The organism is Pseudomonas sp. SWRI111, assembly GCF_014268555.1.
GTDB classification, from domain to species: domain Bacteria; phylum Pseudomonadota; class Gammaproteobacteria; order Pseudomonadales; family Pseudomonadaceae; genus Aquipseudomonas; species Aquipseudomonas hamedanensis.
Genome location: NZ_JABWQQ010000027.1, coordinates 1 through 13,332 on the forward strand (window position 1 = coordinate 1; position 13,332 = coordinate 13,332).

Annotated in this window: 14 protein-coding genes and 1 pseudogene; 4 read left to right on the top strand and 11 right to left on the bottom strand. The window is 58.8% G+C overall.

The features are described 5' to 3' along the window. Window positions 1–554 precede the first annotated feature (554 nt). Window positions 555–908: a hypothetical protein gene (locus HU755_RS23815; RefSeq protein WP_186637146.1), complete on the top strand. Its 354-nt coding sequence runs from the start codon at window positions 555–557 to the stop codon at window positions 906–908. 222 nt (window positions 909–1,130) lie between these two features. Here the strand turns inward: HU755_RS23815 and HU755_RS23820 are convergent, their stop codons facing one another. Continuing rightward, window positions 1,131–1,715, bottom strand: coding sequence for a hypothetical protein (locus HU755_RS23820; RefSeq protein WP_186637149.1), 585 nt, complete (start codon window positions 1,713–1,715; stop codon window positions 1,131–1,133). 433 nt (window positions 1,716–2,148) lie between these two features. Here HU755_RS23820 and HU755_RS23825 point away from each other — a divergent pair, with 433 nt between their 5' ends. After that, complete coding sequence (locus HU755_RS23825; RefSeq protein ID WP_238350039.1) at window positions 2,149–2,460, top strand: hypothetical protein; 312 nt, start codon at window positions 2,149–2,151, stop codon at window positions 2,458–2,460. 262 nt (window positions 2,461–2,722) lie between these two features. Here the strand turns inward: HU755_RS23825 and HU755_RS23830 are convergent, their stop codons facing one another. From HU755_RS23830 to HU755_RS23840, 3 genes are all read right to left on the bottom strand, one after another. Then, window positions 2,723–2,869, bottom strand: coding sequence for a hypothetical protein (locus HU755_RS23830; protein ID WP_186623113.1), 147 nt, complete (start codon window positions 2,867–2,869; stop codon window positions 2,723–2,725). Between the two features lie 221 nt (window positions 2,870–3,090). Further along, window positions 3,091–3,381, bottom strand: coding sequence for a hypothetical protein (locus tag HU755_RS23835; RefSeq protein WP_186637152.1), 291 nt, complete (start codon window positions 3,379–3,381; stop codon window positions 3,091–3,093). Window positions 3,382–3,460: 79 nt separating this feature from the next. Next, on the bottom strand, window positions 3,461–4,159 hold the full coding sequence (locus tag HU755_RS23840) for a hypothetical protein (protein ID WP_093102949.1): 699 nt from the start codon (window positions 4,157–4,159) through the stop codon (window positions 3,461–3,463). A gap of 87 nt (window positions 4,160–4,246) precedes the next feature. Between HU755_RS23840 and HU755_RS27580 the strand changes: the two are divergent. Beyond that, window positions 4,247–4,400: pseudogene (locus HU755_RS27580) on the top strand (cytochrome C); the annotation flags it as partial. Window positions 4,401–4,714: 314 nt separating this feature from the next. Here HU755_RS27580 and HU755_RS23845 read toward each other — a convergent pair. From HU755_RS23845 to inhA, 3 genes are all read right to left on the bottom strand, one after another. Beyond that, window positions 4,715–6,280 (bottom strand): PAS domain-containing methyl-accepting chemotaxis protein, encoded by a 1,566-nt coding sequence (locus HU755_RS23845; RefSeq protein ID WP_186623115.1) that lies wholly within the window; start codon window positions 6,278–6,280, stop codon window positions 4,715–4,717. A 102-nt stretch (window positions 6,281–6,382) separates the two neighbouring features. Then, entirely contained in the window at window positions 6,383–7,168 is a 786-nt protein-coding gene (locus HU755_RS23850; RefSeq protein WP_186637155.1) for a CPBP family intramembrane glutamic endopeptidase, read from the bottom strand. A gap of 252 nt (window positions 7,169–7,420) precedes the next feature. Then, complete coding sequence (gene inhA / locus HU755_RS23855; protein ID WP_186622426.1) at window positions 7,421–8,107, bottom strand: isonitrile hydratase; 687 nt, start codon at window positions 8,105–8,107, stop codon at window positions 7,421–7,423. Between the two features lie 89 nt (window positions 8,108–8,196). Between inhA and HU755_RS23860 the strand changes: the two genes are divergently transcribed. Beyond that, window positions 8,197–9,177, top strand: coding sequence for a GlxA family transcriptional regulator (locus HU755_RS23860; protein ID WP_186637157.1), 981 nt, complete (start codon window positions 8,197–8,199; stop codon window positions 9,175–9,177). A gap of 7 nt (window positions 9,178–9,184) precedes the next feature. Here the strand turns inward: HU755_RS23860 and HU755_RS23865 are convergent, their stop codons facing one another. The 4 genes from HU755_RS23865 to HU755_RS23880 form a co-directional block, all read right to left on the bottom strand. Beyond that, window positions 9,185–9,817, bottom strand: a complete 633-nt coding sequence (locus tag HU755_RS23865) for a BRCT domain-containing protein (protein ID WP_186550974.1) — start codon at window positions 9,815–9,817, stop codon at window positions 9,185–9,187. A gap of 12 nt (window positions 9,818–9,829) precedes the next feature. Then, a complete protein-coding gene (locus tag HU755_RS23870) occupies window positions 9,830–10,219 on the bottom strand; it encodes a hypothetical protein (protein ID WP_186637159.1) in 390 nt (129 codons plus the stop codon). A 394-nt stretch (window positions 10,220–10,613) separates the two neighbouring features. After that, complete coding sequence (locus HU755_RS23875) at window positions 10,614–12,440, bottom strand: glycoside hydrolase family 15 protein (RefSeq protein ID WP_186637161.1); 1,827 nt, start codon at window positions 12,438–12,440, stop codon at window positions 10,614–10,616. Further along, on the bottom strand, window positions 12,433–13,233 hold the full coding sequence (locus HU755_RS23880; RefSeq protein ID WP_186637162.1) for an SDR family oxidoreductase: 801 nt from the start codon (window positions 13,231–13,233) through the stop codon (window positions 12,433–12,435). The genes HU755_RS23875 and HU755_RS23880 overlap by 8 nt, the downstream gene beginning before the upstream one ends. Between the last annotated feature and the right edge of the window lie 99 nt (window positions 13,234–13,332).

The following is a 13,332-nucleotide window of genomic DNA, read 5'->3' on the forward strand; positions in this document are numbered from 1 at the left end:
AAGAGGCCTGCACAGCCAACCTCTCGGTTGCCTGACACACCGCCTTCGCGAGCAAGCCCGCTCCCACACTAGGTCCTGCATCGAGACATCAATATCAAGCAGCCAAAAACTGTGGAAGCGAGCCTGCACGCGAAAGCTCTCTTCCAGACGACATCAAGCCATCTGACTGTCAAAGGCAATCCCAGCACTTAAACATCATCAAATAACCACGTTTAAACTACACGATCCGTTACGCCATCCAGGCCACAACTCCTTGCGCCGTTGCCTACGCGTACGCCAGAATCCGCCGGCTTACGTGGTTAGGCGGTGGGCTATATCGTTTGTCTGTCACTGAAAAACAGTGATGGGGTTTGGTAGCCCGCGTCGAAACCGTTGTCTAGCGTCACCGTATGCAGTCCCGATTCGGGGCTCGGCTTTTATGGTGGGCATGCGTGGGGCTCCTTTGCGAGCGCCGGGTTTCCCGTTTCGACCGGTCTACCAACCTGCGTATGGCCACCACCCTTCGTTTGGTAGCGAGGGTGCTGGCTCCCGATATCCGAAACTGGAGCACGCCCATGTTCAAAGTAACCCCCAACCCGCCAATCCCCCACGACCGCGCGCTCGACCCGCAAAAAGTCAAAGAAGCCACCGACCGCGCCCTCGATTACTACCTCAGGCCCGAAGACCTGGCGGCTCCACCAAATTCGCCAAAATATCGCCCCGTCTATGTTGTCGATCCTTCGCTGGATGACGAGACCCTGTTGGTCGAAGCCTGCGAGTCGCTTTCATACGCCCACGCCATGGCCGGCAACATCGCCAATTCAATAGGCGGCCCGGAACGCAAACCACTGCTTGCGCTGCAAAAAGTGATCATGCTCAACGAACTGTTGGTCAATCGACTGCTGGACAAGCTGAAGTTGCCTCAATAATTTCGCCGGCTGTTATGGCCTATTCGCGAGCAGGCTCACTCCTACAGGGGGTTGTCGTCGGATACAAACTGTGTTCTCGATCATTTCCAAAGTGGGAGCGAGCCTGCTCCCGAAAACTGCCTTCCAGACAATTCACAAGACCCAGCTATATGCGGCATCGTCTGCGCTTTAAAATCACTCGGAAAGCATGTTTGAGCTACAAAAATCGTTACGGCGCAAGGGCTACAGCAACGTTGTGCCGTTATCTAGGCTGTCTTTACGAAGTGATGATCGCTCGCTGCGATCATTACGCCTTTCAGAAAGACGATACGCTGTTTGTAACTTGTATATTTCTTCGGTACTGGGCCTTTGAGAGTGCTCGGGATTGTAAAGGCTCAGCTTAAAGGTCCCCCTTGGTACTTGGCGAGCTTCCGGAGTGGATCTGAAAAAAGCGTTGTAATCGCCGACAGCGATGCCCGTGGTCAGATCGAATCTAAGCGTTAGTTCAGCGCGGTTGGGCGATGTATAGGATCGACCATAAGAGCTACCTATTTTTTGGGATTTAAAAAACCTGCAGAAGAGCCCATCTGCCAGCGTAAACGTTCGCTCAATGAGGTCTTCTGCTTTGTGAATACTTAAGTGATAACCGTGCACATTCCCGGCGCCATCCGTACCGGTCATACCAAGGAAATTCCATGAAATCGGGCTGCCGGGGAATTGGGTTTCGAACAGCAGCACTGTTGTTGCGTTTATAACGTCGCTGCCGTAATTCCAGTTAAACCGGTCCTCGGTACCAGGGCGTGAAATAAAAACATTTTCGGCAGTCATGTTGTTCTCCCTCCCGTTCGCACGGTGTGAACGTCGTGGTTTTATGACCCCACACTAGAAGTGTTCAATGTTGATGGCTACTGTAATAGTTGACAGGTTGTTTTTATCGGTTATTACGCCCAGAGTGACGGGTTTCGCCGCAAAATACTTCATAGGGCGGTTGCATCGCACGGGTAACCGTAATTTTTTCTGAAGTGTTTAAAAGACACGAACCGTTACGCCACAAGGGCTACAACACCTTGCGTCATTAGCTACGCGTACGCCAGAATCCGCCGGCTTACACGGCTATGAGGTTGGCTTTATCGTTTCTCGGTCACTGACAACTTCAGCGATCGGGTTTGGTAGCCCGCTTCGGTACCGCCGTATGGCGCCACCTTATTCAGTCTCTTTTTGCGGCTGCGTTTTATATGGTGGACATGCGTGGGGCTCATTCGTGAGCGCCGGGTTTCCGTATCGACCGGTCTACCAACCCGCGCATGGCCGCCACCCGTCGTTTGAAGACCTGGCAGCACCGCCAGGTTCGCCAAAATATCGCCCCGTCTATGTTGTCGATCCCTCGCTGGATGACGAAACCCTGTTGATCGAGGCCTGCGAGTCGCTTTCATACGCGCATGCCATGGCCGGTAATATCGCCAACTCGATAGGCGGCCCGGAGCGTAAACCGCTGCTGGCGCTGCAACCGGTGATCATGCTCAACGAGCTGTTGGTCAATCGGTTGCTGGATAAGCTGAAGTTGCCTCAATAATTTCGCTGGCTGTTATGGCCTCATCGCGAGCAGGCTCGCTCCCACAGGGATCGTGATCAGGCACACAATCTATGGTCGCCGCAAACCCAATGTAGGCCTTCGCCTGCTCGCGATGGCGGCTTGCCAGACCCCACTATTTCAGATCAAAACAAAAAGCCCTGACAGCTTTCGCCGTCCGGGCTTCCAAGATCTAAAGATCGCAGCAATCGGCGGCTCCTACAGTTACCGTGCAAAAGCCGACGAAGGCTGCGATCTTTTTGATTTACTCGGTAATGAGTAGCCTGCCAGTGATCACAAATTTATCGAACACTTTCTGCCCATCACGCGCGGCTTGCCGAACATCAAGGAATGTCAGTTCTTCGCGAACTTCCTTTTTGCTGGGTTTGTCGGTTTTTCGGGTGGTGGCCATCGGAGCCTCCGAAGGATGTGTATTCATGCTGACCAGCTTATGTGAATAAGTTTTGACCGGCAAACGATAGAACCTAGCCTCAGCGAGCACCAGTCGGCGCATTCTGGGCGAGTTGTAGGCAGTGTCTGCATTGCTTGAGTGAGGTCGTCGTCGGCAGGGAAGGCCTCTTCGCGAGCAGGCTCGCTCCTACAGGGGATCGTGATCAGGCACAAAATCTGCGATCACCGCAGATCAACTGTAAGAGTGAGCCTGCTCGCGATGGCGGCTTGCCAGACTCCACAAACTTTGATCTGCGCCGTGTTGCAGGCCGCCGAGTACTGGAAGCGCTGTACCATCACGGATTGCGGATCGCGCGGCTCGATCACCTGAAAGTTGATGACTTCGCCTTCACGCATCAGGCTGTTGGGCGTCAACGGCTGGGCCAGCAACACTGCCTGGCGGTCGGTATTTTTGGGCTGGGTGACGCAAGCGGCCAGCAGCAATGTGTTGATGCAAAGAATGATGCGCTGCACAGAACTCTCCGGGGGATCGATTGAAAGAGGCATTACGATTCATATAACCCTGCTTGGGCTCAGCGCAGCGCCATCACCCTTACTCGTTCAAATCCTTGACCAGATAGTCGCCGACAATCTGTGAAACACCGGTCAACGCGGTGCGTACCAGTTCCGGTTCGGTGCGATAGCGCAGCGGCTCATAACCGTAGGTGTTGGCGCCGTTAAACGCGGTGATCGGCTCGTTGCGCTGCCAGATCAACTCGTCGCCGCGCTTCATCACACCGTTGACCGCGATGGTCGGGTAAACCACGCTGCTGAAGCCCTGGGTCAGGGCGAAGCCCCAGTTGAATACGGTCAGTTCAATCTGCGCGTCCGCTGGTTCGTTGTCGCCGACGATTTTGAAGCGGCCGCTGGCGGCGAGTTTTTCTTCGAAGCTCTTTTTCACCAAGTCGCCGAGGTTGATGTTGGCGGTTTCCATGTTGTACAGAATCGCATCGACAGTCGACATGGAGGCCAGGTCGCCGGCCTTCAAACCAGCGGCAAAACCGGCACCGCCGAGTGCCGCCGTACCGATTTTGCCAGCGCCCGCCGCCAGCCCTACGCCGGTGCCGACGCCCGCGCCAATGGCGGCGCCCCATGCTTGTTCGCGGCCCATATAGCTCATTTCCCGGGGTTTCCATGACACCGGGAGGATTTTCACGGTGTGGATCTGGGTACGGTATTCGGGCTTGAATTTCTGGTTGGCGCATCCGGCCAGGAACAGAACGGCGAACATCAGGACAGCGAACTTCTTCATGAAGGACTCATAACAAGGAATGGATTTGCGGAGGTTGTCGTCCGCATGCAGGAATTCTGAAGGGGTAGCGGCTATTAATGTGCCACTATCGTGGCGATCGAATTCCTGCGCCCGAACGGCAATCTAATACCGAAAAACTTGCAGGAGAACGGCGTGAAGATCCCGGCGCATATCTGGAGCGTTAAGGATTTTTCGTGATTTGCATGGATACATGGCGGGTGTGATTGCGAAAAAACCATGAGCGGATGCTTGCTCGAGAATGCTCGGAAGCGACTGGACATGGAGTGATGATCCTGTGAGGTATAAAAGGCCTTATCGCGAGCAGGCTCACTCCTACAGGAGGCCGTGGCCGGACACATAATGGGTGGCCACCGCAGATCCAGTGTAGGAGTGAGCCTGCTCGCGATAGCGGTCTGCCAGACGTCAGCAATCCCGGAACCAAAAAAAACCGGGCAGCTTTCGCCGTCCGGGCTTTCAAGGTTAAAAGATCGCAGCCTGCGGCAGCTCCTACATCGATTATCTGTAGGAGCTGCCGAAGGCTGCGATCTTTTGCTGTCAGCGGTTAAACCGCGCCACCAACGAATACTGTGTATTCGCAGTCTTGGTCAGCTCTTCACTCAGCAACGCCGAGTTATGCGCCTGTTCCGAGGTCTGGTCCGCCAGTTCCGAAATATTGCTGATGTTGCGGCTGATTTCTTCAGCCACGGCACTTTGCTCTTCGGTCGCCGCGGCGATCTGGGTGGTCATGTCGGTGATGTTGGCGACCGCTTCGCTGATGCCGACCAGTGCCTGATCCGCTTCCAGCACCCGCGCTACGCCTTCTTCGGCCTGGCGATGCCCGGCTTCCATGGTTTGCACGGCGCTCGACGCTGTCTGTTGCAGCTTGGCGATCAGCGCATGGATCTGCCCGGTGGATTCGCTGGTGCGTTGCGCCAGTTGGCGAACTTCGTCAGCCACCACGGCAAAGCCACGGCCCATTTCACCGGCACGCGCCGCTTCGATGGCGGCGTTGAGGGCGAGCAGGTTGGTCTGGTCGGCGATGCCTTTGATCACGTCGACCACGCCGCCGATTTCGTCGCTGTCCTTGGCCAGTTGCGTCACGGTCAGGCCGGTTTCGCCGACGACCACGGACAGGCGCTGAATGGCTTCGCGGGTTTCGCCAGCGATGTCGCGGCCGCGGCCGGTCAGGCGATTGGCTTCCTGGGTGGCGTCAGCGGTGCGCTGCACGTGGCTGGCGACTTCCTGGGTGGTGGCGGCCATCTGGTTGACGGCGGTGGCGACCTGTTCGGTTTCCACGCGTTGGCGTTCCAGGCCGGTCGAGCTGTTGTGCGCCAGAGCGTCGGACTGCTTGGCCTGATCGGTCAAGTGTTCGGCGGTGTCCTGCAGACGGGTCAGGCAGGTTTTCAGGCGGGCTTCCTGGCTGAGGATCGACATTTCCAGACGCGCCTGCGCGCCACGGCTGTCGGTGTACATCTGCGCGATCAGCGGGTCGGAAGTGGTCTGTTCGGCCAGGCGCAGCAGGCGCTTGAGTCCGCGCTGTTGCCATTGCAGGCCCATCAGGCCCAGCGGCACCGACAAACCGGCGGCGAGGGCGAAGCCCCACTGCGAGTTGAGCGTCGCGCCGATCATGAAGCTCAACTGGCTGACCAGAATGAACGGCAACCAGTCCTGTAGGATCGGTAGCCATTTGTCCGTCGAAGGAATCGCCGACTTGCCCTGATTGATGCGTTGGTAGAGCGCTTCGGCGCGGCGAATCTGTTCGGCGGTGGGCTTGACGCGCACCGATTCGTAACCGATCACCTGGCTGCCATCAAACACCGGTGTGACGTAGGCGTTAACCCAGTAGTGGTCACCGGATTTGCAGCGATTCTTGACAATGCCCATCCATGGCAAGCCTTGTTTCAATGTGCCCCACATGTGCGAGAACACCGCCGACGGCACGTCAGGGTGACGGACCAGATTGTGCGGCGCCCGGATCAGTTCCTCCCGCGAAAACCCGCTGATTTCAACGAACGCGTCGTTGCAGTAGGTGATCACGCCCTTGGCATCGGTGGTGGAAATCAACCGTTGCTGAGCAGGAAAAGTCCGCTCGCGTTGTGTAATGGGCTGGTTGTTACGCATGGTTTTTCAATCCGCAAGGCTTTGAAAGGTTGTCGGCGCTGACAGGTTTTTATTGAAGTTTTTTTTCAGATTTAAGTAGGCCGTCGCAAAACGGCGCTTGCATCAACTGGCCAGCATCGGATAGGTGAAAAGACCGAAGTGCAGCAGATTCAGGCCGAAATGCGTGGCGATCGCCGCGCCCAGTCCGCCGAAACGGTAGGCCAGACCATAGCCGACCCCGGCCAGTCCCGCCAGCAACACCCAGGTCCAGCCGGCGCCGGCGTGCACCAGGCCAAACAACAGCGAAGCCGACAGCAGCGCGAGGTTGTCGCCGTAGGGCAGGTGTTTGAGGCGACGACTGAGTCCGCCCTGTAGATAGCCGCGAAACAGCGCTTCCTCGACCAGCGTCACCAGCAGCAGATTGTTCAGCACCCACAGCCAGGCCTGATCAGGCCACTTCGGCGCCCAAGTGATCACGCCGAGCAACAATGCGCCGCCGAGGGCGAGGACCGCGCTCAGGGCGAGGGCGGTGGCATAGACGCTCAGGCGCAACGAACGTCGCGCGACAATCCACGGGCAGACCAGCAACAGCCAGAAGCCAATCAGCGGTTTGTCGAGGTTGAGGTACATCGCGAATGGCACAGCATCGTCCGTGAAACGTTGCGGGTCGATGGCGCGACCGTTGGCGAAACCTGGCAGCCAGTGCATCGCCAGCGCGAGAGCCAGCACGATAAACAGGCCATGGCCGAGCCAACGCGCAACCGGCACCTGTTGCTGGCGCACAGCGAACGCGGCGAATAACAAAAGCCCGACAGAGATCAGTGCCAGCCAGCCGAGCTGGCCGTAGCTCAGGGCCAATCCGTAACCGAGGCCGAGAAGCGCGAGATAGAGCCATGGCAACGCCTTCATCGAAAGTCCTTGTGCGAAATTCTGGAAGGGGCTTTCTACACGGGCGAGGGGGTGGGGACAAGTGAAGGTGTGGCGGGGATGGGGAACGTCGCAAATCTGACGGTTCGACACAAAACCCATTGTGGGAGCGGGCTTGCTCGCGAAAGCGGTGTGTCAGTCGGCATAACTGTATCTGTGACACCGCATTCGCGAGCAAGCCCGCTCCCACATGGTGGATCATTATTTCAATCAGGATTCGGTGGGCGTTCGAGATCAGCGCAGGTTGAGCCTGGCAGCCGCGCGCTCGGTAATCTCCGTGCGCAACTTCAACGAAGGCGCCGCACGCAAGCGCGCCTCATCGACAATCGCACTCGGCGCGGCCTCGGGGCTACCCGAATTGAACGGCGGTGCCGGCGCATATTCCAGCTGCAATTGCACCAGCTGCGCCGTGTCGGCATCGACCAGTTCTGCCGCCAGCACCAGAGCGAAATCGATCCCGGCGGTAATCCCGCCACCGGTAAACAGATTGCCGTCGCGAACCACCCGATCCTTTACCGCAATCGCCCCCAGCGTCGGCAGCAGATCGTGATACGCCCAGTGCGTGGTCGCGCGTTTGCCCTTCAGCAGGCCGGCCGCGCCAAGCACCAGCGAGCCGGTGCACACCGAAGTCACGTAACGGGCCTGTGCGGCCTGACGTTTGATGAAGTTCAGCGTTTGTTCATCCTCCATCAGCGGCCCGACACCGCCACCGCCGGGCACGCAGATCACGTCCAGGCAAGGGCAGTCTTCAAACGTTGTCGTCGGTTTGAGCAGCAGGCCGGTGCTGGCGGTGACCGGCATCAGGTCTTTCCAGACCAGATGCACCTGCACCCCCGGCAGCGAAGCGAGCACATCGTACGGGCCGGTCAGGTCGAGTTGCTGGACCTGCGGAAACAACAGAAAACCGATCTGCAACGTCATGGTGTTTTTCTCCATTGAGGGGGTGGACGGCTTGACTGTAGGCGCGTAGGTTCTGGCGCATACGCCAATCACCCCACGAATTACGCCAAATGCCCAAAGCCATTCACGTCCTCGCGTTCGCCAACATGCAGATCCTCGATGTCACCGGGCCATTGCAAGTGTTCGCTTCGGCCAACGATCTTGCCCGTCAGCGCGGCTTGCCGACGCCTTATGCGCCAAGCGTGATTGCCAGCGAGGGCGGGGCGGTGATGTCGTCGGCGGGGCTGGCGGTGCTGGCCGAACCGCTGCCGCAGGCGCCCAGCGACACGCTGATCATCGCCGGTGGCTGGGGCATTTATCCGGCGGCTGAAGATGCGCCATTGGTCGATTGGGTGCGCGAACATGCCGCTGGCTGCCGCCGCGTGGCCTCGGTGTGCACGGGGGCCTTTCTGCTGGCGGCCAGTGGCTGGCTCGACGGCCGCCGCGTGGTAACGCACTGGACGCGTTGCGAACAACTGGCGCAGCAACATCCCAGGCTGCGCGTCGAAGCCAATCCGATTTTCATCAATGACGGCCCGGTGTGGACCTCGGCCGGGGTCACGGCCGGCATCGATCTGGCGCTGGCGATGGTCGAAGAGGACCTCGGTCGCGACATCGCCTTGGACGTCGCGCGCCACTTGGTGGTGTTCCTCAAACGACCGGGCGGGCAGTCACAGTTCAGCGTCACGCTGTCACTGCAAAATCAAGGCAACCGCTTCGATGAATTGCACGCCTGGATCGCTGAAAACCTTGCGTGCGACCTCGGCATTCCCACGCTGGCCGAACAGGCCGGCATGAGCGAACGCAGCTTCATCCGCCACTACCGCGCCGACACCGGTCAGACCCCGGCCCGGGCCATCGAATTGATCCGGGTGGAAACGGCGCGGCGTTTGCTCAGCGATACCGGCCTGCCGGTCAAACGCATCGCAGCCAATTGCGGGTTTGGCAGTGAAGAAACACTGCGGCGCAGTTTTCTCCGTGCTATTGGCGTCACGCCACAGGCCTATCGCGAGCGGTTTTCGGTTAGCGCTGCGGATCACGCAGCATCTTGAAATCGACTTATCCGAACAACACTTTCGACCAGTGATCTTCGCCAATAATAGCGATCGGTATACCGTTTTCTCTCAGCTCAACGGCTTTTTTAATCTTGAGGCCGTAGCTACTGTGGAGCCATTGTTCGTTGCCGATGTTGCCGACGACGAGATAGTGAACCTTCTTACTGACGGAACTACCGATCAGTCCACCTCGCTCGACAATCAAGGATTCACATTCCTTGCGTGGTCCATACGACATTACGCCGGTGAACAAGAACACTCGATTAGGCAAACTTAGTTCTGGGGCGGGAGTATCGAAAGGAAGGCTCGTCGGCGCATATGACATTGTTGCGGCGCCGACGGGCAAACCAGTGAATTGATGGAGCAGTCCCAACAGTTCCACAGACTCGTCGGCATCCAGTACCCCATCGTTAAGCATGCTGGCCAGACGTCTATAGAGAATGTTGACCACCGGATCTTCCAGATGGATCAAGTGCGTTTCAATCCAGTTCTTGAGGAACTCGGCTTCTTGCTGATTAATTTTGCCGTCCGCCGCAAGCCCGACTGCGATGCCTGCGAGTGCGTCTGCTGAACGCCTGTCAATCCGCGCTTCGTGGAAGAAGCGGCTGTTTTGAAATTCCTGATGTAAGTCGACCATCCCTGCCTCTCCTTAAGCCTCAACTTCCGCCACCTGATTGAAATACTTGGTCCGATCCGGGGTAAACGTCACTTTCATGTTCGTCCGCGAGCATGTCAGCGAACGTTCCTCAGCCAAGTCAATATCCAGATCCTCACCACGCAAACCCTGCCACTGCGCGAGATATTTCAGCGAGCCGTATTTCTCGTTTTTCTTCAGGCTGCGACTGACGCCACCTTTCCAGCCGAGTACCGGCAATTCGCCTGCAAGGCATCGCTGAGCCAGATCGGGAAAGCGCTCGGCACGCTGGCGGCCGATTTCCCAGCATTTGATCAGGCCTTTATCGGCGGCTTCCCAGAGCTGGGTGCGGGTCAGCCCGGTGCGAAGAGGGGAGTCGATGCTGCGCTGGACGTGGTGAGGCATTCCGGTTCCTTGAATTCGGGGGTGGTTGGACAGCTCCGCTGTGCCCGTTGCGTTGGATGGTAGGTGCGGATGTAACCGCTGGCAACAGGGTATTTCCGGGTGTGACTGCAAGTTGCAGGGGGAGAATAGTCCAAGGGATGTTGAGGCGGTGTAATCCCCATGACAGGCGGGTTTTGTGGCGAGGGAGCTTGCTCCCGCTCGGCTGCGCAGCAGGCGCAAAGCCAGGCAATGCGGTCCCTCTGGACGGATGGAGACGCAGGGTTTGGGGCCGCTTCGCGACCCAGCGGGAGCAAGCTCCCTCGCCACAAAGGGAATTATTCTGCTGATGGCTGCGTAGGACTTGGCCTGGTAAAGCACAGTTTTGTGGAATATGTCCTACAGACGGTGGCGAGATTTACGGCTGCCAGGAACTCTTTTCCCCACTCAACTTGCGATCCAGAAAACTCGCCGCACTGATCAACGCCAGATGCGTCAGCGCTTGCGGCGTGTTGCCCAAGTGCCGCCCATGGCTGTCGAACTCTTCGGCATACAGCCCCAGCGGATTGGCATACCTGAGCAACTGTTCAAACTCCAGATGCGCTTTTTCCACTTGCCCGGCGCGGGCCAGGCATTCGACGTACCAGAACGAGCATGCGGCGAATGCGCCTTCGGTGCCGCTGAGGCCATCGACATTGCCGTCGTCGTTGCGGTAGCGATAAACCATGCCGTCGCGCACCAGACTTTTCTCGATTGCTGCGAGCGTCGACAGCCAGCGCGGGTCCTTGGCACTGACGAAGCGCACCAGCGGCATCAACAGCATCGAGCCATCCAGCGCGGTGCCACCCTTGTGCTGGACGAAATGTCCGCGTTCCTCATTCCAGAAGTTGTCCCAGATGTCGGCGTATATCGCTTGCCGAACGTTATCCCAGCGGGCGAACGGTGCCGGCAGCGAGCGTTTCGAGGCCAGACGGATGGCGCGGTCCAGCGCCACCCAGCACATCAAGCGTGAGTGCAGAAAGTGATGCTGCTCGCCGCGCATTTCCCAGATGCCGACATCCTCGGTCTGCCAGGTTTCACAGACCTGATCGACCACTTCGCAGACGTGCTTCCAGCCTTCATGGGAAATCGCGTCGCCGTATTTGTTGACCAGATAAACCGCGTCCATCAGCTCGCCAAAAATGTCCAGCTGGATTTGCTCAAAGGCGCCGTTGCCGATGCGCACCGGTGTTGCGCCGCCGTGGCCGGACAGGTGCGTCAGTTCGGTCTCCGGCAGCTCTTGGCGGCCGTCGATGGCGTAGAGAATGTTCAACTTCATCGGTTTGCCGCAGCAATCGCTGACCCGTCCACGCAGCCATTGCATGTAGTGGTTGGCTTCATCGACAAAACCCAAACGCATGAACGCATACACCGTGAACGACGCATCGCGGATCCACGTGTAGCGGTAATCCCAGTTGCGTTCGCCGCCGGGGGTTTCCGGCAGACCGAAGGTGGCGGCGGCGAGGATCGCGCCGTGCTTGCGCGAGGTCAGCAGTTTCAGGGCCAGGGCCGAGCGGTTGACCATTTCTCGCCAGCGACCGCGGTAGTTGGACTGGCCGATCCAGCCGCGCCAGAACAGCAAGGTGCGCTGTAGGCACAGTTCAGCGGCCCCTGCGGCGAAGCGCGGGTCGTCGCTGGCGCCGAGCATGAACGCGGCGGTTTCATTTTGCTTGAGGGTGAACTGCGCCACCGCCGCGTTGGCGTCTAGCGTTAACGTCTGATCCGAGGCCAGGCGCAGTGACGGCTGGCCGGCGGCGCTGAACGTCACGTCCTTATCGTGCCACTGCGCCTGGGTATCGGCGCGACCGTAATCATGGCGCACCGCGCAGCGCAGGTGGAATGTCGCCTCTCCGCTGACCACGCGCACGCGGCGCATCAACAGCGGCAGGGCATCTTCATGGTCGCCGATGGGCAACAGATCAGTGATTTCGACCACCGCTTGTTCACTCAACCAGCGAGTCTGCAAGACGTTGGTGTCGGGCAGATAAATCTGCTCGCGCCGGGCGCCGGGCAAGTCCGGTGCGAGCTGGAAAATCCCTGCTTCAGGGGTGTCCAGCAGCGAACAGAAAATCGACGGGCTGTCGAACTCCGGCCAGCAGAAAAAATCCACACTGCCCCTGTCGTTGACCAGCGCCGCACTGCGCATGTCGCCAATGATGCCGTGGGCATCGATGGCGCTTTGGCGTTCCGGATGATGATCAGCCATTGCCGCGAAATCCCGGATAGAGGCTCATGCCGCCATCGATGAATAGCGTGGTGCCGACGATATAGTCAGACAGATCGGAGGCGAGAAAGACCACTGCGTTGGCGACATCTTCGACGTCGCCGATGCGGCCGTAGGGAATCAGTTCGAGCAGTTTCTCTCCCGCCGCGCCTTCAGTGGCGTCACGGTTGATCGCCGTGCGAATCGCCCCCGGGGCAATGCTGTTGATGCGGATGCGCTGGTGACTGACCTCCTGGGCCAGGCTCTGCATCAATTGATCGACGCCACCCTTGGACGCCGCATAGTTGACGTGCCCGGCCCAGGGAATGCGCTGGTGCACCGAACTCATGTGAATGATCTTGCCGGCGGCCCGGGATACGCCTTCGCGCACGCCCTGACGCTGGAAAATCCGCAACGCCGCGCGGGCGCAGAGAAACTGCCCGGTGAGGTTGACGCCGATCACCGTGTTCCAGTCGTCGAGCGTCATGTCCACCGCTGCGGCGTCTTTTTGCAGACCGGAATTGGCCACCAGAATGTCCAGCGAGCCAAAGGCGTCGACTGTCTCGGTAAACAGCCGCTCGACTTCGTCTTCTTTCGAGACATCGGCACCGATGGCGAGCGCTTTGCCGCCCTCGGCGTTGATTTTCGCAGCCAGCTCTTCAGCGGGTCTGGCGCTGCTGTTGTAGTTGATGACGACGGCGGCACCGGCGGCGGCCAGTGCCTGGGCGGCGGCGTGGCCGATGCCGGAGCTGGCGCCGGTGACCAGCGCTACCTGTTGAGCGAGGGAAATCTGCATGACGATTTACGCCTTGATTCAAGAGACTTAAGTAGCTGACTGATGGCAGGCGCTGAGAGTTCATTGGGTGGATGCGGTGATTGCGCTGGCCCCTTCGCG

What these genes read in the sequence shown, in the direction of transcription:
- HU755_RS23815 (WP_186637146.1), top strand. Translation starts at nt 555, where the DNA reads ATGTTCAAAGTAACCCCCAACCCGCCAATCCCCCACGACCGCGCGCTC.
- HU755_RS23820 (WP_186637149.1), bottom strand. Translation starts at nt 1,715, where the DNA reads ATGACTGCCGAAAATGTTTTTATTTCACGCCCTGGTACCGAGGACCGG.
- HU755_RS23830 (WP_186623113.1), bottom strand. Translation starts at nt 2,869, where the DNA reads ATGGCCACCACCCGAAAAACCGACAAACCCAGCAAAAAGGAAGTTCGC.
- HU755_RS23840 (WP_093102949.1), bottom strand. Translation starts at nt 4,159, where the DNA reads ATGAAGAAGTTCGCTGTCCTGATGTTCGCCGTTCTGTTCCTGGCCGGA.
- HU755_RS23845 (WP_186623115.1), bottom strand. Translation starts at nt 6,280, where the DNA reads ATGCGTAACAACCAGCCCATTACACAACGCGAGCGGACTTTTCCTGCT.
- HU755_RS23850 (WP_186637155.1), bottom strand. Translation starts at nt 7,168, where the DNA reads ATGAAGGCGTTGCCATGGCTCTATCTCGCGCTTCTCGGCCTCGGTTAC.
- inhA (WP_186622426.1), bottom strand. Translation starts at nt 8,107, where the DNA reads ATGACGTTGCAGATCGGTTTTCTGTTGTTTCCGCAGGTCCAGCAACTC.
- HU755_RS23860 (WP_186637157.1), top strand. Translation starts at nt 8,197, where the DNA reads ATGCCCAAAGCCATTCACGTCCTCGCGTTCGCCAACATGCAGATCCTC.
- HU755_RS23865 (WP_186550974.1), bottom strand. Translation starts at nt 9,817, where the DNA reads ATGGTCGACTTACATCAGGAATTTCAAAACAGCCGCTTCTTCCACGAA.
- HU755_RS23870 (WP_186637159.1), bottom strand. Translation starts at nt 10,219, where the DNA reads ATGCCTCACCACGTCCAGCGCAGCATCGACTCCCCTCTTCGCACCGGG.
- HU755_RS23875 (WP_186637161.1), bottom strand. Translation starts at nt 12,440, where the DNA reads ATGGCTGATCATCATCCGGAACGCCAAAGCGCCATCGATGCCCACGGC.
- HU755_RS23880 (WP_186637162.1), bottom strand. Translation starts at nt 13,233, where the DNA reads ATGCAGATTTCCCTCGCTCAACAGGTAGCGCTGGTCACCGGCGCCAGC.